Source organism: Vibrio sp. SCSIO 43155 (assembly GCF_023716605.1).
Classification (GTDB): domain Bacteria; phylum Pseudomonadota; class Gammaproteobacteria; order Enterobacterales; family Vibrionaceae; genus Vibrio; species Vibrio harveyi.
Window position 1 is genome coordinate 2,585,290 of the sequence record NZ_CP071852.1, and the last position, 19,354, is coordinate 2,604,643.

21 protein-coding genes are annotated in these 19,354 nt (G+C 46.6%); all 21 read right to left on the reverse strand.

Annotation, left to right across the window (positions count from 1 at the left end; genetic code table 11):
- Nucleotide 1: 1 nt before the first annotated feature.
- On the reverse strand, nucleotides 2-745 hold the full coding sequence (locus J4N44_RS12345) for a heme ABC transporter permease (RefSeq protein WP_005447972.1): 744 nt from the start codon (nucleotides 743-745) through the stop codon (nucleotides 2-4).
- Between the two features lie 109 nt (nucleotides 746-854).
- On the reverse strand, nucleotides 855-1,523 hold the full coding sequence (ccmB, locus tag J4N44_RS12350; protein WP_005447970.1) for a heme exporter protein CcmB: 669 nt from the start codon (nucleotides 1,521-1,523) through the stop codon (nucleotides 855-857).
- A gap of 1 nt (nucleotide 1,524) precedes the next feature.
- Nucleotides 1,525-2,142 carry a cytochrome c biogenesis heme-transporting ATPase CcmA gene (gene ccmA / locus J4N44_RS12355; RefSeq protein WP_199450426.1) on the reverse strand — a complete coding sequence of 206 codons (618 nt, stop codon included), beginning with the start codon at nucleotides 2,140-2,142 and terminating at the stop codon, nucleotides 1,525-1,527.
- Nucleotides 2,143-2,341: 199 nt separating this feature from the next.
- The gene (locus tag J4N44_RS12360) at nucleotides 2,342-2,833 is read right to left on the reverse strand and encodes a DUF2802 domain-containing protein (protein ID WP_005447967.1); all 492 of its coding nucleotides are present in this window, start codon (nucleotides 2,831-2,833) and stop codon (nucleotides 2,342-2,344) included.
- A 14-nt stretch (nucleotides 2,834-2,847) separates the two neighbouring features.
- Nucleotides 2,848-3,342, reverse strand: a complete 495-nt coding sequence (locus tag J4N44_RS12365; protein ID WP_005438733.1) for a chemotaxis protein CheW — start codon at nucleotides 3,340-3,342, stop codon at nucleotides 2,848-2,850.
- 36 nt (nucleotides 3,343-3,378) lie between these two features.
- On the reverse strand, nucleotides 3,379-4,494 hold the full coding sequence (locus tag J4N44_RS12370; protein ID WP_252044507.1) for a chemotaxis protein CheW: 1,116 nt from the start codon (nucleotides 4,492-4,494) through the stop codon (nucleotides 3,379-3,381).
- Nucleotides 4,484-5,263 (reverse strand): ParA family protein, encoded by a 780-nt coding sequence (locus J4N44_RS12375; protein WP_005448395.1) that lies wholly within the window; start codon nucleotides 5,261-5,263, stop codon nucleotides 4,484-4,486. Before J4N44_RS12375 ends, J4N44_RS12370 begins: the two co-directional genes overlap by 11 nt.
- Before the next feature lie 8 nt (nucleotides 5,264-5,271).
- Entirely contained in the window at nucleotides 5,272-6,387 is a 1,116-nt protein-coding gene (locus tag J4N44_RS12380) for a protein-glutamate methylesterase/protein-glutamine glutaminase (protein ID WP_049536912.1), read from the reverse strand.
- A gap of 29 nt (nucleotides 6,388-6,416) precedes the next feature.
- On the reverse strand, nucleotides 6,417-8,657 hold the full coding sequence (locus J4N44_RS12385) for a chemotaxis protein CheA (protein WP_005448393.1): 2,241 nt from the start codon (nucleotides 8,655-8,657) through the stop codon (nucleotides 6,417-6,419).
- A 9-nt stretch (nucleotides 8,658-8,666) separates the two neighbouring features.
- Entirely contained in the window at nucleotides 8,667-9,407 is a 741-nt protein-coding gene (locus J4N44_RS12390) for a protein phosphatase CheZ (RefSeq protein ID WP_005448392.1), read from the reverse strand.
- Nucleotides 9,408-9,526: 119 nt separating this feature from the next.
- A complete protein-coding gene (gene cheY, locus J4N44_RS12395) occupies nucleotides 9,527-9,895 on the reverse strand; it encodes a chemotaxis response regulator CheY (protein WP_017635949.1) in 369 nt (122 codons plus the stop codon).
- Between the two features lie 45 nt (nucleotides 9,896-9,940).
- Nucleotides 9,941-10,675, reverse strand: coding sequence for an RNA polymerase sigma factor FliA (locus J4N44_RS12400; RefSeq protein WP_005448391.1), 735 nt, complete (start codon nucleotides 10,673-10,675; stop codon nucleotides 9,941-9,943).
- The gene (locus J4N44_RS12405; RefSeq protein WP_009696006.1) at nucleotides 10,668-11,555 is read right to left on the reverse strand and encodes a MinD/ParA family protein; all 888 of its coding nucleotides are present in this window, start codon (nucleotides 11,553-11,555) and stop codon (nucleotides 10,668-10,670) included. Before J4N44_RS12405 ends, J4N44_RS12400 begins: the two co-directional genes overlap by 8 nt.
- A gap of 14 nt (nucleotides 11,556-11,569) precedes the next feature.
- The gene (gene flhF / locus J4N44_RS12410; RefSeq protein ID WP_005448389.1) at nucleotides 11,570-13,081 is read right to left on the reverse strand and encodes a flagellar biosynthesis GTPase FlhF; all 1,512 of its coding nucleotides are present in this window, start codon (nucleotides 13,079-13,081) and stop codon (nucleotides 11,570-11,572) included.
- 29 nt (nucleotides 13,082-13,110) lie between these two features.
- On the reverse strand, nucleotides 13,111-15,210 hold the full coding sequence (flhA, locus tag J4N44_RS12415) for a flagellar biosynthesis protein FlhA (protein ID WP_005448388.1): 2,100 nt from the start codon (nucleotides 15,208-15,210) through the stop codon (nucleotides 13,111-13,113).
- Nucleotides 15,211-15,436: 226 nt separating this feature from the next.
- Complete coding sequence (flhB, locus tag J4N44_RS12420) at nucleotides 15,437-16,567, reverse strand: flagellar biosynthesis protein FlhB (RefSeq protein ID WP_252044508.1); 1,131 nt, start codon at nucleotides 16,565-16,567, stop codon at nucleotides 15,437-15,439.
- Nucleotides 16,568-16,576: 9 nt separating this feature from the next.
- Nucleotides 16,577-17,359, reverse strand: coding sequence for a flagellar biosynthetic protein FliR (gene fliR / locus J4N44_RS12425; RefSeq protein WP_252044509.1), 783 nt, complete (start codon nucleotides 17,357-17,359; stop codon nucleotides 16,577-16,579).
- A gap of 8 nt (nucleotides 17,360-17,367) precedes the next feature.
- Complete coding sequence (fliQ, locus tag J4N44_RS12430; protein ID WP_005433008.1) at nucleotides 17,368-17,637, reverse strand: flagellar biosynthesis protein FliQ; 270 nt, start codon at nucleotides 17,635-17,637, stop codon at nucleotides 17,368-17,370.
- 27 nt (nucleotides 17,638-17,664) lie between these two features.
- Nucleotides 17,665-18,534, reverse strand: coding sequence for a flagellar type III secretion system pore protein FliP (fliP, locus tag J4N44_RS12435; RefSeq protein ID WP_017817802.1), 870 nt, complete (start codon nucleotides 18,532-18,534; stop codon nucleotides 17,665-17,667).
- Nucleotides 18,521-18,934, reverse strand: a complete 414-nt coding sequence (gene fliO, locus J4N44_RS12440; RefSeq protein WP_005448379.1) for a flagellar biosynthetic protein FliO — start codon at nucleotides 18,932-18,934, stop codon at nucleotides 18,521-18,523. Before fliO ends, fliP begins: the two co-directional genes overlap by 14 nt.
- Nucleotide 18,935: 1 nt before the next feature.
- On the reverse strand, nucleotides 18,936-19,346 hold the full coding sequence (gene fliN, locus J4N44_RS12445) for a flagellar motor switch protein FliN (RefSeq protein ID WP_005448377.1): 411 nt from the start codon (nucleotides 19,344-19,346) through the stop codon (nucleotides 18,936-18,938).
- Nucleotides 19,347-19,354 lie beyond the last annotated feature (8 nt).

The following is a 19,354-nucleotide window of genomic DNA, read 5'->3' on the forward strand; positions in this document are numbered from 1 at the left end:
CTCACTGAGTTTTTTCAGCCGCGAGTTTTTGCACCCAAGGGCGATGACTCTCTTTGCTGATAATTTCGTTACGGAAGCGCACCATCGTTACCGCGCCAAAGAAGAACGCAAAACCAAAAATGTTTAGCAGCAACGGCCAAAGCATATTGGATGAGATGGATGGTTTTTCAAATTTGGTGATTGTCGCGCCTTGGTGAAGCGTATTCCACCACTCAACAGAGAAGTGGATAATCGGTAGGTTGACCACACCAACGATTGCCAAAATACCCGCCGCTTTTGCCGCTGTCTTTTGATCGTCAAACGCGTGGTAAAGTGCAATAACACCAAGGTATAAGAATAGAAGAATAAGTTCAGAGGTTAGACGAGCATCCCATACCCACCAAGTGCCCCACATAGGTTTACCCCAAACGGCACCCGTTAACAGAGCAATAAAGGTGAATACCGCACCAATAGGCGCCATGGCCAGTGCTGCCATGTCAGATAGACGTACTTGCCAAACCAAGCCGATAAATGCAGCTATAGCCATCGACATGTACACGCCCATAGACCAAATAGCCGAAGGTACGTGGATGTAAATGATTCGGAAACTATCGCCTTGCTGGTAATCCGAAGGTGCAAATGCGAGCCCCCAGACGGTACCAACCGATAGGCATACGAGGGCCAATACAGAAAACCAAGGAAGAAACTTACCGCTCAGGTGATAAGCTGCTTCTGGCTTGGCATAAGGATGTAGCCATTTCCACATGTTAAGTTCTCACTCTTACTTCAGGGACACTGTCCAGAGGGTCGAGACCGTAGCAGTGCTTTAATAATAATTCTTTGATCAAACGTCGCTAAACGCGCACTTTACTGAGTTAGTTAACACTAACTCTCAATGCTGCGCTGATGGCGAATGGTGTGAGAGTGACAGCCCCCATCAACATTGCGCCTAAAATCGCTAATTGCCCGTTATACGCCATACCCAGTGCTGCGGCATCAATCGCGGACGTAGCGAAAATTAGAATTGGGATGTAAAGCGGGAGAATTAGCAAACTTAAAAGAACGCCGCCTTTTTGTAACCCAACAGTCAGTGCTACACCAATAGCACCGATAAAACTCAACGTCGGTGTACCGATGACCAATGTCAGTACAACAGACAGCCAAGTATTAAAATCAAGAGATAATAGAATCGCCAACAATGGACTGATTAAGATCAGAGGCAATCCCGTTAACAACCAGTGAGCTATGACCTTGGAAATCACAACAAGTTGCAGTGGGATCGGCATTAGCATCATTTGCTCAAGCGCACCATCTTGATAATCATCACGGAATAGACGTTCTAATGATAATAAGGCGGATAGCAACGCAGCAACCCAAACAATGCCTGCTGCAATACGTGCTAACAAATTAGGCTCTGGACCGATGCTAAGAGGGAAAAGTGTGATAACAATGATGAAAAACCACAAAGGGTTCAAGATGTCTGCTTGACGGCGAAATGCAATCAAAAGCTCGCGGCGGATAATGGTCGACATTGCCGAAATCATATTAGTCACCCAGTTTTATTTTTCTAAGTTTCGGGCTGTCTGCAAACATATCTTGGTGTGTCGTTAAAATCACAATGCCACCATTGTCTGCATGATTTGCAAACAACGATTCAAGCACCTTCACACCTTGCTTATCGATTGCAGTTAACGGTTCGTCCAAAATCCATAAAATTTGATTACTTAGCCACAGTCTTGCCAATGCAACGCGACGCTGCTGTCCTGCAGAAAGTTGTGCTACAGGCACATCTTCTCTGCCTGCAAGACCCACTTGGGTTAAAGCAGCGAAGATTTCTTCATCTGAGGAACGATTATTATGGATAGATTGGTAAAAGCGTAGGTTTTCAAACGCAGTAAGTTCGCGTTTAACGCCAGTTTGATGCCCTAGGAACAAAAGGTCCTGATGGAAAACATCACGAGACTTTTCAACCTCTTCGCCTTTCCATTTGATGATGCCTTCTTCTCTGTCCCCTAACCCTGTCACAATACGCAGCAATGTGGTTTTGCCTGTACCGTTACGTCCTTCAATCTGGACCAAATCTCCAGGTTTAATTTCGAATTGCAGGTTTTCAAACAGGACCCTGTCATCACGGATCGCAGTTAGGTTAGAGACTTCTAACATAGGGCTTCAACTAAAAAATGAACGAGTCGCTATATTAGCACAGCTTAGTTGTGACAAAACAGGATAAGAAAGCGATGATGTATGTAAGTTCGTGAGTTTTTGTTAACTTATAGTCACATTTTAATAAAAATAACCATAAGTGATTATAAGTTTTTATTTTAAAAATAAAAAAAGAAGCCGAAGCTTCTTTTTTCATTCTTTATCGACGTCGTCCACGAGGTGGGTATGTCGGATCATCTGATGGTTGACCGCTAAGTGGAGGGATCTTCTCTTGACCTGCCAGTTTTTTCTGCAGAGAAAGCATCAATTCTGCTTCTGCTTTTGGCAATTCACACTCTTCAATCAACTCATTGATGTCAGCGCCAAGTTGAACCATTTTAGAAGCACGGCTGTACAAACGACCATCTGTATCTGCGTGCTCAAGTTCACGAATGCGCTCATTAAGATGTTGAATCACATCTTGTTGCTCAGTGACCTTTTGACCTAAACCAACGACCACTGAACGCACTTCCAACAATTGCTTGTTTAGCTTTTGCACTTCTTTTTCTGCGTGACGTGCTTGCGCACGCTGCTGGTCCATTTGCTTTTGCAGACCCGCACGAACGCGAATTTGCAACAAAAGCAAAATCAAGAAGGCAAATGCTAGACCGCCCACTAAGAGCGGTAAAGATAGGAAGGTTTCGTCAGCCATGATTCATCAGCCAATTATAGGTGAGCCATCTCATCCCATTCGTCATCAGTTAGCAGCTTGTTCAGATCAACAAGAATAAGTAGCTTGCCATCACGGTTGCTTACACCCTGGATGAATTTCGCGCTTTCGTCCGTACCTACAGAAGGCGTAGTGTCGATCTCAGAAGAACGTAGGTAAACAACTTCAGCGACGCTATCTACTAAGATACCGATAACTTGACGCTCAGACTCAATCACGATGATGCGAGTGTTGTCAGTAACTTCACCTTCCATCAAACCAAAACGTGAACGTGTATCGATAACCGTTACGACATTACCACGTAGGTTGATAATACCCAGTACGTAATCTGGCGCACCTGGAACCGGAGCGATTTCTGTGTAGCGAAGAACTTCGCGAACTTGCATTACATTAATGCCGTACGTTTCTTCTTCTAGTTGGAACGTCACCCACTGAAGAACTTCGTCGTTCGATGTATCTTTCTTCACTTCTACTTCAAAAGCTTGAGACATAGTTAATCCTCGTAATTGTCGTTCCCGACCAAAAATCTAATTCAGTGATTTTACATCTAAACCAGCGTTTAGCATGTCTATAAGTGCTTGGACATGAATTAAAGCACACATTTTTTCTTTCACCATGCCCGCTAGCCAAGGGCGCTTACCTGCTTGTTCACGCCAACGGACTTTGTCGATATTGAGAGTCTCAGTACCCATTAATTGGTTACTTGCCAACCCCCACATGCTTTCACCAAGCATAACGACGTATTGGTAGTTATCTTTGTACTCTTCGTCATGAAGCTTATCAGCCATCACCCACCTCGCAGTGTCGACAACATCAAATTGTTGCTCACGACTGGTTTGCAAACCTAGATACCATGCAGGACGACCAATCAAATGGTTCAGTTCCGTAATTTGATGGATACCACCGAGCTCATCAAGTGGAACAGCAAACGTCACACCATTAACATCAAAGTACAGCACCTGAAAATCTTCGCTACGTTGCGTGCTTTCCCAAGTGTTTGGCAACAGTGAGCCTGTTTCCGTTTCCAGTTCGGCTTCTGTCTCAATGTGCTGTTCGACTTCCACATCGGCTTCAACGTCAACTTCAGGCTCAAACGCTTCAGTTTCAGGTTGAGTCCAAACTGGTTCTGGCTGCTCGGTCTCAACAGCAGGAATCAATTCTTCTTCGATATCCCACTCTTGAATTTCATCCACGGCAACTGCCGCAGCTTCGATTTCAATTTCTGGTTCGATTGATTTAGCTTCGGCTGCGATATCAATCGTGTTTTGATCCAAAATGTCATCGATATCCAACTCTGCCACTACATTGGTGGATTCCAGCTGGCTTAACAATCGTTGAACGTCTTCCAAATTAGGCGCTTCTAACTCAGGTGAGTAAGTATCGCTGTATTGGTACGACTCTGGTTCCGCGTATTGTATTTGTAATTTTGGCTCTAGCTCTGGCTCTGGCTCTGGCTCTGGCTCTGGCTCTGGCTCTGGCTCTGGCTCTGGCTCTGGCTCTGGCTCTGGCTCTGCAGATGATAGTTCTTGAGCGAGTAAGTCAAGCTCTTCCTCTTGCTCAATGACCTCGACCTCTTCGCCAAGTAATGCGCTGAAGTAATCATCAAGCGCCTGTTCACTGGAAAGTACGTCGTTATTGCTCATCGAACGCCAACCTCTCCAAATAAATCAGCAGTTGCTTGTAAGCAAACACACCACGACTACCAGAAGCAAAGTGTGATGCTGGTAAATGCTTTAAGCTTGCATCACGGAATTTCGTGTCAATCGGCACCGCAGAAGTCCATACCTGATTTGGATAATCTTTCTTAAGCTGAGTCAGTGTCTGCAACGAAGCTCTTGTGCGCTTATCGTACATGGTTGGTACGATCGTCACTTTAAAGCCACCTGGACGAGACTTCTGCATAATGGTCAAAGTGCGCATCATACGCTCAAGACCTTTCATCGCTAAGAACTCAGTTTGAACAGGGATAAGGATACGATCACTGGCTGCTAGCGCATTGACCATCATTACGCCAAGAATTGGCGGGCAGTCGATCAACACATAGTCATAATCTTCTGCTACGGCTTGAAGCGCTCGTTTTAAGATCAAGCCCATGCCGCTGCGGTTTCCCATCACGCGGTCAAGCGTTGCAAGTGACATATGTGCCGGGATGATGTCCATTCCTTCAAGTTCTGTCTCGACGATTAACGGCTTTACTGTCTCACGTGAAAACGTCTTCAATTGGAACAAATCAAACAAGCTCGACGTTACTGCATCCGGATCATAACCAAGGTAAGTCGTCAGTGACGCATGAGGGTCTGTATCAACCATCAATACACGATGACCTTTTTGGCTCAATAGCCCAGCCAACGTCACAGTTGATGTCGTTTTCCCTACCCCACCTTTTTGGTTAGCAACACTCCAAACGATCATGATCTTTCCTACGCTAAGCCCACTTCTACCAACATGCGTTCCGCAATGCGGTCGAGAGGTAAATCTTCTGTAGAGATGCCCGCTTTCGCAACCGCTTGTGGCATACCGTAAACCACACAGCTGTCTTCATCTTGAGCCCAAATTGTTGAGCCTGCTGATTTCAACATGCGTGCGCCTTCACGACCGTCAGCCCCCATACCTGTCAGTACCATCGACAATACTTTGTCACCGTATACTTTTGCAGCAGAGCCAAACGTAACATCCACACAAGGTTTGTAGTTCATGCGGTCGCCGCCATCGATAATGCGCAGACGAGCAGCACCTGCACGACCGTCGATCATCATTTGCTTACCGCCTGGCGCCAAATAGGCAACGCCAGCTTGCAATACATCACCATCTTGAGCTTCTTTTACTTGGATCTTACAAAGCGTATTTAAACGACTTGCAAAAGCAGCAGTAAAAGTAGCTGGCATATGTTGGATCAACACGATTGGGTGCGGATAGTTTACGGGTAAACGAGTCAGAATTTTTTGCAGAGCAACAGGACCACCAGTGGAAGTACCGATAGCTGTTAACTGATATTTCTTACCTGAAGCGCGGTATTTTGCTGCCACAGGGCGACTTGCAGTTGCTGCGGCAGGCGCAGTATTGCGTGATGCTAATGGGCGAGTTGTTGAGCTCGCTGCAGTCGCAGCAGGTTTCGCCATTGGGCGACGCATAAATGCGCGCTTAGAAGCAATTTGAATGACACGTTGTTGGAGTAGCGATACCGCTTCATCACGGTTACGAGCAATATCTTCAAATTTCTTCGGTAAGAAGTCCAATGCACCAGCGTCTAGTGCGTCAAGCGTAGCCTTCGCCCCATCATGAGTCAGGGACGAAAACATTAGGATTGGCGTAGGAGACGTAGCCATAATTTCACGCACGGCAGTAATACCGTCCATGACTGGCATTTCAATATCCATAGTGATGACGTCAGGTTTTAGAGTTTTGGCTTTCTCAACCGCTTCTCTGCCATTAACCGCAACGTCTATCACTTCTAGGCGCGATTCTGAGTTGATGATTTCGCTAACGCGACGACGGAAAAAACTCGAATCATCAACGACTAGTACTTTAATCGCCATCTTATTCCTTTTTTCAACTCCAGCTTCGCTTAAATGCGCGAAGCTGCAGCGTATTGCTTAAGTAGATCTGGCACATCAAGAATCAATGCGATGTGACCGTCACTGGTAATCGTTGCACCTGCCATACCTGGCGTGCCTTGCAATAGGTTATCCAGTGGTTTGATAACCACTTCTTCTTGACCAATCAATGTATCCACCACAAAGCCGACACGTTGGCTACCAATTTGAACGATAACAACATGACCATGACCAATGCGCTCTTCTACACGTGGCGACTTAGAAGCTAACCAGTTTTGTAGGTAGAACAGTGGGATAGACTTATCACGTACGATAATGGTTAGTTGACCATCAACAACGTTGGTACGGCTAAGATCTAAGTGGAAGATTTCATTAACCGATGCAAGAGGCAGTGCGAACGGATGACCGCCAACACCAACCATTAGTGTTGGTAGGATCGCAAGCGTCAATGGTACTTTGATGGTGATCTTAGTGCCTTTACCCAATTCTGAATCGATATCGATAGAACCATTCAAGGTGTTGATCGCCGTCTTAACCACGTCCATACCTACACCACGACCAGAGATATCAGAAATCTTCTCTTTGCTCGAGAAGCCTGGTGCAAAAATGAGGTTGAAACACTCTTTATCCGATAAGCGTGCTGCTGCGTCTTCGTCCATCATGCCGCGTTTTACTGCGATACCACGGAGTTTATTTGGATCCATACCGCCGCCATCGTCAACGATAGCCAGTTCAATATGGTCACCTTCTTGCGATGCAGACAGAATCACTTTACCAGTACGAGATTTACCCGCTTTCGCGCGATCGTCTGGCATTTCGATACCATGGTCAACCGAGTTACGCACCAAGTGGATCAATGGATCTGCAAGTGCTTCTACTAGGTTTTTATCAAGATCGGTTTCTTCACCGCGCATTTCAAGCACGATGTCTTTATTTAGGTTACGCGCCAAGTCACGAACAACGCGTGGGAAGCGACCAAACACTTTCTTGATTGGCTGCATACGCGTTTTCATTACCGCACCTTGAAGGTCTGCGGTAACAACATCTAGGTTTGCTACTGCTTTCGACATTTCTTCGTCGTTGCTATTTAAACCAAGACTTAGTAGACGGTTACGCACCAATACAAGCTCACCCACCATGTTCATGATGGTGTCTAGAGTTGAAGTATCAACACGCACTGTGGCTTCTGCTTGTGGTTTCTTAACCGCAGGCGCTGCTGCTTTTGCTTCTTCTTTTACTGCAACCGGTTTTGCTTCTGGCTTAGGTGCCGGAGCTGGCGCTGGAGAAGGCGCAGCCGCTACTGGAGCAGGCTGAGGTGCTGGAGCTGCTTTTGGCGCTTCAGGCGTAATATTTTCTGATGCTGGTTTAGTCGCAAAATCTAACTCTTCGATAGATGGACCTTTACCCGAACCATGTAATTCGTCGAGAAGTTTTTCAAACTCTTCATCGGTCATCAGATCGCCGTCAGTTGATGCTGACGCAGCAGGAGCAGCCGGCTCTGGCGCTTTAGGCGTTTCTACTGGTGCCACTTCTGATGCCGATGGGCTCTTACCTACGCCATGCAGCTCGTCAAGAAGACGTTCAAATTCATCATCAGTGATATCACCACTGTCTAATGAAGGTGCACTTACTGGCGTTGGAGCCGCTGGTGCTGCTGGCGCAGATGCACCCGGAGCAGAACCTTTACCGTGTAATTCATCCAGCAGTTTCTCAAACTCGTCTTGAGTGATTTCATCAACAGAACCCACGCTAGAAGGTGCTGCTTCTACTGGCGCTGCTGGTTGTTCGATAACTGGCTCTGGAATAACTGGTTCTGGCTCAGCAACTGGCACTTCAACCGCCGCAACGACTTCGTCTTCAGACTCAGGTTTGCATAAACGATGAAGTTCTTCCAACAGTGCAGGATCGGCTGCATCCAGTGGTTCACGGTCTTGAACCGCTTGGAATTGATGGTTAACCGTATCAAGCGCTTTTAGCATGGTGTCCATCAAACTTGGCGTGACTGAACGCTGACCGTTTCGCAATACGTCGAACACGTTCTCAGCACCGTGACAAGTGTCAACCAGCTCTGCCAATGATAGGAAGCCTGCACCACCTTTTACAGTGTGAAAGCCGCGGAAAATCGCGTTTAGGAGATCTTTGTCTTCTGGATTATTTTCCAGTTCAACCAACTGCTCAGACAGCAGCTCAAGAATTTCCCCAGCCTCAATTAGAAAGTCCTGAAGAATATCTTCGTCTAAATCGTAGCTCATACGTTACCTTTAAAATCCAAGACTGGACAACAAGTCGTCGACTTCGTCCTGCGATGAAACCGCATCTTCCCTGAGTTCAGGGTGAAGAATCGGGCCTTCTGCTTCGCTTGATTGTTTAATCTTTTTATCTGACGGTTCTGGCAAAACTTGAGTCTGTTCTTCTGGTTTATTTCCAGAAAACACGGTCAAGATCTCAACCAGGCGATCTTCCACTTCATTGACAAGCGTGATCACGCGGCGAATGATTTGACCCGTTAAGTCTTGGAAGTCTTGTGCCATAAGAATTTCGGTCAACTGACCACGCAATTCAGTGCTATCACCTTCGACTTGAACTAACAGCCCATCGATACGGTGGCAAAGTGCTTTGAAATCGCTTAATTCGATGCGTCCGTGCATGAGTTCGTTCCACTGAGGGCGAACTTGTTGAAGGCACTCATGCAGGTTGTCGGCGATAGGTAAGCAGCAATCAACCGCATCCATCGTTTTATTCGCTGCCAACTCAGTTTTATCAATCACGTATTGCAGACGGTCCCTTGCGTCCGGGATTTCTGCTTTCGCAATTTCTGTCATGCGTTGATCGATGTTGAAGTGCTTAAGTGAATCATGAAGGTCGCGGGTTAATGTTCCGATTTCTTTTAGCATCGGATTCCCATCGCTTTCATATATCGAGGCAACAAGCTCATTGGCTTGGTCCTGTTCCCCGTTTTCTAGCATCTGAACGAGCGACTTCGCCTGCTCTAGTGAGATCATCCTGAATAGACCCTTTTTTACGTTTAGTTCTTTCTTATCGCTTTTTAAACGTCAAGCGAGCCACCCTTTAGTAGTAGGTATTAGAAGTGATGACTCGATTAACAAAGAGAAAGAGAGAGTTATAAACGTTCGAAAATTTTATCTAATTTTTCTTTAAGCGTTGCAGCTGTAAATGGCTTAACGATGTAGCCGTTAACGCCTGCTTGCGCTGCTTCGATGATCTGCTCACGCTTTGCTTCCGCTGTGATCATTAGCACAGGCAAGTGCTTCAGTTCAGCATCAGCACGGATGTGTTTCAGCAAGTCGATGCCTTGCATACCTGGCATGTTCCAGTCGGTTACAACAAAGTCGAAGTCACCTTTTTTCAGCATAGGTAATGCAGTTAAACCATCGTCCGCTTCTTGAGTGTTATTGAAACCCAAGTCACGAAGCAGGTTTTTAACAATACGGCGCATTGTTGAGAAATCATCAACAATAAGGATCTTCATGTTTTTATTCAAAATTGCCTCCACTGAATCGTAAAATCAGTGTGTTTAGTCATTTTGTGTCCACGCACTGAGCTTGGTGCGTAAACGTTGCATCGCTTGACTCAGTATTTGGCTTACGCGAGATTCGCTCACACCCAACACATCGCCAATCTCTTTCAAATTGAGTTCTTCGTCATAATAAAGCGAAAGTACTAAAGCTTCACGCTCTGGAAGCTGTTTTATTGATTCAACCAGTGCTTTTCTGAACGATTCATCAGCTACGCCCTTAAACGGGTTGCTGTCATCGGTCTCATCAGCCGGTGAAATCACATCATCAGAGACGCCTAAATCTTCAATTCCCACTAATTTTGAACAGTTTATATCGGTAAGAGCACTATGATATTGGTCTAGTGTCATACCAAGATGCGCTGCTACTTCAGCATCAGATGGGTCGCGATTTAGTACACCTTCCAGCTCTGCGATCGCTTGGTTAATTTCGCGATTGTTCTTATGAACAGAACGAGGTACCCAGTCGCCTTTGCGAATGTCATCTAACATTGCACCGCGAATACGGATACCCGCATACGTTTCAAAGCTCGCACCTTTAGAACCATCATAATTCTGCTGAGCTTCGATAAGACCGATCATGCCGGCCTGAATTAAATCCTCTACCTGAACACTCGGCGGTAAACGGCCTAACAGGTGGTGAGCAATACGCTTAACCAACACCGAGTAACGTTCAATGAACGCCTGCTGGCTATTAAATTTGCCATGTTGGTTATAGGTAATCGCTTTATTCACCAAAAGGGTCCTCTGCGAATTCAGTACGATTTAGCAACCTTTCCACAAAAAACTCTAGGTGTCCACTTGGTGTTTTAGGTAGTGGCCACGTTAGTGCTTTGTTCGCTAATGAGCTGATCGCTAAAGCCGCAGGAGAACGTGGGAATGCGTCCACAACGATCTTCTGTCTTTTCACGGCTTGACGTACTTTGTCATCCAATGGAATACATGCTACGAGTTCAAGGCTGACATTCAAGAAGCGCTCTGTGACTAGAGTCAACTTTGCGAATAATTCTCTGCCTTCACGGTAGCTTCTGACCATATTTGCAACAACTTTGAAGCGCTGAACCTGGTGTTCTTTACTCAACAGCTTGATTAATGCATATGCATCAGTGATTGAAGTTGGCTCATCGCAAACCACAACCACAACATCTTGAGCTGCTCGTGAAAAGCTAATCACCATGTCAGAAATGCCCGCAGCTGTATCAATCAACAGTACGTCCATTTCCTCTTCAAGACTACCAAATGCACGGATGAGTCCAGCATGTTGAGCATGAGACAGCTCGGTCATGCTTTGTGTGCCAGAAGTTGCAGGGACTATCTTTATACCATAAGGGCCTTCAACAATCGCATCTTTTAGCTCACATTCACCCGCAAGGACATGCCCTAGGTTACGTTTTGAACGAATTCCGAGCATAACGTCCACATTAGCTAGACCTAAATCTGCGTCGAGAACCATCACTTTTTTGCCTTGGCGTGCCATGCAGATCGCCAGACCCAGTGTTACGTTTGATTTACCCACACCACCTTTGCCGCCAGTAACAGCGATTACTTTAGTCAATGATGGTTGTGTTAAGCGACGGAGGCCGCTTGCTTGATCGTGTATCATATTCTCAGTCATAGTAGTCCGCCGCCCTAGAGTCCTTCGTTATCACTATTCCAAAAGTGAGGTTCGTTCTCTGTCGACTTCTCTAACAGTTCATTTGCTTTCGCAATCATGTATTTTGGTTGTGCTATCACAATGTCTTCTGGTACGCGCTGACCGTTGGCAATGTATGCCACTGGCATCGCGTTCTGAATCACCACGCTGATGAATTCGCCTAGACTTAACGACTCGTCAAGCTTAGTCAAAATACAACCCGACAGCGGAATGCGTCGGAAGTGATCCAGAGTTTCCTGCAGAACTCGACGTTGTGCAGTAGCTGGCAAAACAAGGTAGCTGTGAATCACTTCTCCGCTTTCTTGCATTAAGGTATCGAGCTGCTCAGAGAGTCTTACGTCTCGTTGCCCCATCCCTGCCGTATCGACCAAAATCAGTCTTCTGTTTCGTAGCTGATATATAACATCGGCTAACTCGTTAGAATCTTTAGCAACTCTTACAGGACAACCCATAATTCTTCCGTAAATTGAGAGCTGCTCATGTGCACCTATACGATATGTGTCCGTTGTCACAAGGGCAACATTATCGGCACCAAACTCCATTGCCGCACGTGCCGCTAACTTAGCCACCGTGGTCGTTTTACCCACTCCAGTTGGACCAAGTAATGCGACGACACCGCCACGCTTCAGAATGTCTTGTTTCGGAATGTTGATCTGATCCGCCACAAGAGACAGCAGAGCTTTCCACGCTCGCGCTGGTTTCGTATCTTCTGGAATGTAGCAAGCCATTTGGTCGGCAAGTTCAGGTGAAACACCCATACGCTCCAAACGCTTAATCAGCATTGCTCTTAATGGCTCGCGGCGTTCTACCTCTTGCCACATCAAACCCGACACTTGATGTTCCAACAAACGACGAATCGACGTCATCTCTTCACGCATGTTCTCTAGCTCATCGGCAGAGTCATCGCGTTCATCCGATGGACGGCGACGGTCATAGCGCGTTGGATCCAACTTAGGAGTTGGGCGGTCAAATCGGTTGTCTTGCGCAATCAGTTTCGCCAGTGGCGAGTCTGGTTGGTAAGGCGCAGGTTTCTCTTGGTTATAGCTTTCACGGTGCTTATTTTGGCGCTGCAGCAATGCGGACAAAGAATCTTCATTCTCTGCGACATGGTCATCTGACTCGGCTGCACCGCTGCTGTATTGCTTGAGCATGTTCGCGAAACGTTGCGTCATTGAGCCTGATTTATCTTTGTTCGCGTTTAGGCTAATTCTGTCATCATCTAAACGGCGATCTTGGAAACGCTCTGAAGCAGATGACGGCATTTGACGTTGTTCGCTATAACGATTTGATTGAGCTGCGCCACGGTTAGGAAGCGATTGCGCTTGTGAGGTTGGTGCTGCGTTAGACTCACCGTCAATCGCTGCAACGATCTCTACACCGCCCGCCACTTTCTTGTTCGACATGATCACCGCTTCTGCGCCAAGTTCTTCTTTCACTTGGAGCAACGCAGTTCGCATGTCTTTGGCAAAAAATCGTTTAATTTTCAAACTATGAATCCATTAATGATGCGAAGGGCTTAGTTGCCCACCGCTTGCACAATTCTGATCTGTTTCTCGTCCGGTATCTCTTGGTAAGACAGTACGCGGAGGTTAGGTATTGTGTTCTTAACGAACTTAGCCAGTGTTGAACGCAATACACCAGATGTCAGCAGAACCGCAGGTTCCCCTTTCAGTTCTTGCTCTTGTGTCGCTTGGCTCAGAGAGGACTGAAGTCGCTCTGCCAATCCCGGTTCGATACCGGCAGATTCGCCACCTGATGCCTGCATTGTTTGATGCAATATTTGTTCCAGTTCAGGTATAAGCGTTATCACTGGTAACTCTGGCTCTATACCATTGATTTCCTGAACAATTAGACGTTTCAAACTGATACGAACGGCAGCAGTCAAAATGTCAGGTTCTTGACTCTTGCTTGAGTACTCCGCCAAGGTTTGCACAATGGTTCGAATATCACGAATCGGAATGGCTTCGTTAAGTAAGTTTTGCAGTACTTTCACTACCACACCAAGCTGAAGTTGGTCTGGGACAAAATTCTCAACCAACTTAGGTGCACTGCGCCCTAGCATTTCCAATAGGTTCTGTACTTCTTCGTGACCAATCAATTGCGACGCGTTATTGGTAAGCAATTGGCTTAAATGCGTCGCTAGCACGGTTGAAGAGTCAACCACCGTGTAACCTAACGCTTGAGCATGTTCACGCTGCTCTTCACGAATCCAAACCGCTTCCAGACCGAATGCCGGGTCCATGGTTGGCTCACCTTCGATCATGCCGTAAACCTGTCCAGGGTTAATCGCCAGCTCTTGGTCTGGGCGAATTTCTGCCTCACCAACGGCAACTCCCATTAGGGTTATACGATAGCTATTAGGTGTCAGCTCAAGGTTGTCACGAATATGAACCGCAGGGATCAAGAAACCAAAATCTTGCGAAAGCTTCTTACGTACCCCTTTTACACGTTCTAGCAACTCACCGCCTTGGTCACGGTCAACTAAAGGAATCAAACGGTACCCAACTTCTAGACCAATGATATCGACGGGTTGCACATCATCCCAAGACAGTTCACGTTGAGAGATCGGCTCACTGCCATCTTCAGCTTTCGCTGGTAATGCTGGCTCTTTGGCTTTTTGTTTCTGTTTTTTGTCCAGCCAATAGGCACCACCACCCGCGATTGCCGCCAGTGACAAGAACGAGAAGTGCGGCATGCCCGGAACGATACCCATCACGCCAAGGATAGCAGCAGTAATCATCAATGCTTTTGGGTTGTCGAACATCTGAAAAATCAGCTGCTCACCCATATCTTCATCAGTATTTTGACGCGTTACCATCATCGCCGCAGCGATAGAAAGTAATAGCGATGGAATTTGCGCCACCAAGCCGTCACCAATGGTCAGCAAGGTATAGATTTGCATCGCTTCAGAGAAGCCCAAACCGTATTGCGCCATACCAATCGACAGACCGCCAATAATGTTGATAAACAGGATTAAGATACCTGCAATCGCATCACCTTTTACGAATTTTGACGCACCATCCATTGAACCGTAAAAGTCGGCTTCTTTGGTAACTTCAAAACGGCGTAAACGCGCTTGGTCTTGGTCAATCAAACCGGCGTTCAAGTCCGCATCGATCGCCATCTGCTTACCCGGTAAGGCATCCAAGGTAAAGCGAGCACTTACCTCAGAAATACGACCAGCACCTTTGGTAACAACCATAAAGTTAATGATCATCAAGATGAGGAAGACCACAAGACCGACGGCGTAGTTACCACCGATAACTACGTTACCAAACGCTTCGATAACGTTACCCGCAGCGTTACCCCCTTCATGACCATAAAGCAGTACCACACGAGTAGATGCAACGTTCAACGCCAGACGTAATAAGGTTGCAATAAGCAGCACCGTTGGGAAAGCCGCAAAGTCGAGTGGACGACGTGTGTAAACGGTCACTAACAACACCACCATGGCTAAGGCGATGTTAAAAGTGAAGAACAAATCCAACAGAAACGCTGGTATGGGTAGTACCACCATTGCAAGGGTGGCCAATACCATAACAGGCGCACCAATGGCAGGCATGGAGCGCTGTGGGATTCGTGGTAATTTATCTGCAAAAGGCAGGCTTAACTTCATACTGCGAGGTGTCTCAATCGGTCTGGAGCATCACGTTAGTACAAACATACTATTAGTATTACGCGACAGCTTTCGCCTAAAAGTTTAGGTATTGTTGTTGATTAGGGCGATATAAGCAATGTGTGTACCATGATTAACGCCAAAATAATGACTAGTTGCTCAAAGAAATTACAATCCTTTGATCTAATGTGAATTTTTGTCTAATCCATCAATGCAATTATTTTCATTAGTGGCGATGTTCAGGAGGGATAGGCAGGTCATAATCTTGAATCTTAGGTCGTTGACCGCCACGTTTGCGATACTGCTTAAGTTGGAACACAAACGCGAGCACTTGTGCTACGGCAGTAAACAGTCCATCTGGGATTTCTTGTTCCAACTCTGTGGTGTGGTAAAGCGCACGCGCCAAAGGTGGAGCAGGAACAATAGTAATGTCATGTTCGCACGCCACTTCTCGAATCTTCATCGCCATATGGTCGGTACCTTTGGCGATCACTACAGGCGCACGGTCGGTTTTCTGTTTATAACGCAGTGCGACGGAAAAGTGCTCCGGGTTGGTAATGATAACGTCCGCCTGAGGGACATCAGCCATCATTCGACGCTGAGCCGCTTCTCGTTGCAGCATACGAATACGACCTTTGACCTCCGGTTTACCTTCGGTCTCTTTGTATTCGTCTTTGACTTCTTGCTTGGTCATTTTTAGTTGATCGGCGTGCTGCCAAATCTGAAACGGAATATCGATCGCAACAACGATAAGCAACGAGCAACTGATCAGTAAAATAAAGTTAAGCAAGATATCCAGCGCATGGAATATGTTCTGCGGATACACGTCCATACTAAGTTGAATCAAATCCGCTTGTGAGGCTTGGATGAGGTATATCGCCATTCCCGTCACAAGTGCGACTTTTAAGATGGACTTGATAAGCTCTACCCAACTCTGCATGCCCACCATACGCTTTAAGCCGCTAAGCGGGTTCATTTTGGAGAGTTTTGGCATCGCCGCTTCAGCAGAAAAGCTAATGCCCCCCACGCCAGCCGCGCCAATCATTGCAGCAATAAACAAGGTAATGAGGATAAGAAAAAGCGGAAACAGCAGATCGCCCATCGCACCAAATGCAATGTCGAACAACTTAGCCGTATCAAAAATCTCATCGCGTTTGAGATCAAATAAGCGGCTCATAATGGAAAACAACGAGCGTGCCAAAGACTCGCCAAACCACATTAAGGCGATAGCACCAACAATCAATACCGATGCTGATGCGAGCTCTTTAGACCGAGCAACCTGCCCCTTTTCTCTAGCTTGTTGTAACCGTCGGGGCGTGGCTTCTTCGGTGCGTTCTTGACCGTCTGACTCTGCCAATCCAGCCTCCTAGCAATCTAAGCGAATGAGGTTACAAATCTGCTCCTCACCCACTGCCCAGAACAATTCATAATGACTGTACAAACCCGCCAAAATGTACCAACAAAGTAATAAACCGACCATCAAGGCAAACGCAAAACCAAGCGAGAAGATATTCAACTGAGGCGCGGCACGGGTCATTACACCAAATGATAAGTTAATCGTAAGCAGCGCGATAATGCCGGACAACGACATACTCAAAGCGGTCTTAAACATGATGCCAAGCCAGCCCGCCATTTCGCGAAAATCCACCGCATTAAGCGAGCCAGAACCTATCGGCAAGGTTTTAAAACTGAACACCACCAATTGCAGCATTTTCAAATGCCCATCGGTAGCAAGGAAGAACATGGTCGCTAAAAACATGAACAACTGACCAAGCAAAGGTGTGTTTTGGCCGTTTGCTGGGTCGACCATGGACGCAAAACCCAAGCTCGATTGCATACCCAAGATCTGACCAAGTAGAACAAAGGTTTGAATCATAAACTGGGTCACCATGCCCATCGCAACACCAATTATGATTTGTTCCGCAATGGTCATGAAACCACGAAAAGAGAGCAGCTCAATATCCTGCGGCACAGCTGGAATCGCCGGAGCAACGGCAAAAGTGATCGCTAAACCGAGGTAGAGTCGAATTCGAGGCGAGACAAAACGTGCCCCTGTCACCATCATCACCATCAACATGGCAGAGATACGTGTGTAGGGCCAGAAGTAATTCGCGATCCAGTCGAGGACTATATCGGTAGGATACTCCATATGCGCCTCTAGTAGAGCACCTGTGGAAGACGTTCAATCAGACCGAAGAAATATTCCATCAACATCTGCGTCATCCAGTGACCAAATAACATCAACGCCAATAAAGTCACAATCAAACGAGGTAAGAAACTCAACGTTTGTTCGTTGATAGAGGTTGCCGCTTGGAAAATCGCGACAACAAGGCCGATAAGCAAGCTTGGGATAATAATGGCACAGACCATGATCAGCACCATCCAAAGTGCATCACGGAAAAGCTCGACAAACATTTCAGGAGTCATGTCTTACCCTCTTCTCTCTGTGCCAATCTAAAGGGCAAAACTGCCGGCGAGTGTCGACAATATCAGGTTCCACCCATCCACCAGCACAAACAGCATCAGCTTAAATGGCAGCGATACGATCATTGGTGATAGCATCATCATACCCATTGCCATCAACACCGACGCAACAACTAGGTCGATGATCAAGAATGGTAAGAACAGCATGAAACCAATTTGGAAAGCGGTCTTAAGCTCAGAAGTAATGAAAGCAGGAATCAACACCGCCATCGACACATCTTCTGGGTTTGTCACCTCTTCGCCAGACATATTGACGAAAGTTTCCAAATCTTTGATTCGAGTCTGCTTGAGCATGAACGCTTTCATCGGCACTTGAGCCGCATCAAAGGCTTCACGCGCCGTCACTTGTTCATTCAAATAAGGCTGAACCGCTTTATCGTTGATCTCATTTAACACCGGTGACATAACAAAAAAGGTAAGAAAGAGCGCAATACCGATGATGACTTGGTTGGAAGGCGTCTGTTGCAAACCCATGGCTTGCCGTAAGATCGACATCACGACCACAATGCGAGTGAACGAGGTCATCAAGATCACCATCGCTGGCAAGAAGCCAAGCATCGTCATCAACGCAAGGATTTGTAAGGTAACCGAGTAATCTTCGCTGCCATCGGCGTTGGTGGTCATAGTGAAAGCAGGAATACCGCCCCCATTGGTCACTGACATAGTGCGACTTGAGCCTGATTCACTTTCCATCGCTTTCACGGTCACGCTGTCACCTTGAGCGAGGTTAGCAGGTAACGGCGACTCCTCTGCCTGAGCAAACGAAAGTGAAGAAAACAGCATTCCGACCATCAGCACAAACACGCTGAACATCAGGCGGATTGAATTATCCTTTGTCATGTTTTTTTATTAGCTGGCTGAACTGGCTAGCAAAAGCACCGGTGGCCAACTCTTCCTCTTTCAGTGGCGTTTCAAGTTTGGCAAGCGTTTGAATGGATTGGCTAGTAATACCAACCAAAAACTGCTCTTCTCCTACTTGAACAACCGCAATTCGTTCTTTAGTACCAACCGGTAACTGGCTAATAATACGCAGCCCTTTTTGTTGACCCAATGCTGGCACTTGCATGCGTTTTAGCATCCAAGCGAGCAGAAGAATCACACCAATAACCAGCACCAAAGAGCCCAGTGTCGTCGCCAAATCTAAGTTGCTTGGCGCGGCAGCAAATGCATAAGGAGCACTTAGCATTAAGCCAAGTGCTCCCGTGATTTGCTTCAATCGAGTTTTGATTGAACTGCTCATATTAGCGCAGCTTTTTAATGCGTTCAGTTTGGCTGATCACGTCAGTAAGACGAATACCAAACTTATCGTTGACGACCACGACTTCACCGTGAGCAATCAAAGTACCGTTAACCAATACATCGAGCGACTCACCAGCCAATCGGTCCAACTCCACAACCGAACCTTGGTTCAATTGCAATAGGTTACGGATGCTGATCTGCGAACGACCGACTTCCATCGAAATAGTCACGGGGATATCCATGATGGTGTCGAGTTTACGACGCTCATCATCAGAGATTGGGCTAGAGGTGTCTTTCAACTCTTCCAGTGGCGCTGCCAATACTTCATCAACATCAATTGAAGGCGCAGACGGGTCCTCGCCAAGAGCGGCTGCCCATTCGTCTGCTAGCTTTTGATCGTCACTCGGTTCCATTTTTCTGT

What these genes read in the sequence shown, in the direction of transcription:
- J4N44_RS12345 (WP_005447972.1), bottom strand. Translation starts at nt 745, where the DNA reads ATGTGGAAATGGCTACATCCTTATGCCAAGCCAGAAGCAGCTTATCAC.
- ccmB (WP_005447970.1), bottom strand. Translation starts at nt 1,523, where the DNA reads ATGATTTCGGCAATGTCGACCATTATCCGCCGCGAGCTTTTGATTGCA.
- ccmA (WP_199450426.1), bottom strand. Translation starts at nt 2,142, where the DNA reads ATGTTAGAAGTCTCTAACCTAACTGCGATCCGTGATGACAGGGTCCTG.
- J4N44_RS12360 (WP_005447967.1), bottom strand. Translation starts at nt 2,833, where the DNA reads ATGGCTGACGAAACCTTCCTATCTTTACCGCTCTTAGTGGGCGGTCTA.
- J4N44_RS12365 (WP_005438733.1), bottom strand. Translation starts at nt 3,342, where the DNA reads ATGTCTCAAGCTTTTGAAGTAGAAGTGAAGAAAGATACATCGAACGAC.
- J4N44_RS12370 (WP_252044507.1), bottom strand. Translation starts at nt 4,494, where the DNA reads ATGAGCAATAACGACGTACTTTCCAGTGAACAGGCGCTTGATGATTAC.
- J4N44_RS12375 (WP_005448395.1), bottom strand. Translation starts at nt 5,263, where the DNA reads ATGATCGTTTGGAGTGTTGCTAACCAAAAAGGTGGGGTAGGGAAAACG.
- J4N44_RS12380 (WP_049536912.1), bottom strand. Translation starts at nt 6,387, where the DNA reads ATGGCGATTAAAGTACTAGTCGTTGATGATTCGAGTTTTTTCCGTCGT.
- J4N44_RS12385 (WP_005448393.1), bottom strand. Translation starts at nt 8,657, where the DNA reads ATGAGCTACGATTTAGACGAAGATATTCTTCAGGACTTTCTAATTGAG.
- J4N44_RS12390 (WP_005448392.1), bottom strand. Translation starts at nt 9,407, where the DNA reads ATGATCTCACTAGAGCAGGCGAAGTCGCTCGTTCAGATGCTAGAAAAC.
- cheY (WP_017635949.1), bottom strand. Translation starts at nt 9,895, where the DNA reads ATGAAGATCCTTATTGTTGATGATTTCTCAACAATGCGCCGTATTGTT.
- J4N44_RS12405 (WP_009696006.1), bottom strand. Translation starts at nt 11,555, where the DNA reads ATGACTGAGAATATGATACACGATCAAGCAAGCGGCCTCCGTCGCTTA.
- flhA (WP_005448388.1), bottom strand. Translation starts at nt 15,210, where the DNA reads ATGAAGTTAAGCCTGCCTTTTGCAGATAAATTACCACGAATCCCACAG.
- fliR (WP_252044509.1), bottom strand. Translation starts at nt 17,359, where the DNA reads ATGGAGTATCCTACCGATATAGTCCTCGACTGGATCGCGAATTACTTC.
- fliQ (WP_005433008.1), bottom strand. Translation starts at nt 17,637, where the DNA reads ATGACTCCTGAAATGTTTGTCGAGCTTTTCCGTGATGCACTTTGGATG.
- fliP (WP_017817802.1), bottom strand. Translation starts at nt 18,534, where the DNA reads ATGACAAAGGATAATTCAATCCGCCTGATGTTCAGCGTGTTTGTGCTG.
- fliO (WP_005448379.1), bottom strand. Translation starts at nt 18,934, where the DNA reads ATGAGCAGTTCAATCAAAACTCGATTGAAGCAAATCACGGGAGCACTT.
- fliN (WP_005448377.1), bottom strand. Translation starts at nt 19,346, where the DNA reads ATGGAACCGAGTGACGATCAAAAGCTAGCAGACGAATGGGCAGCCGCT.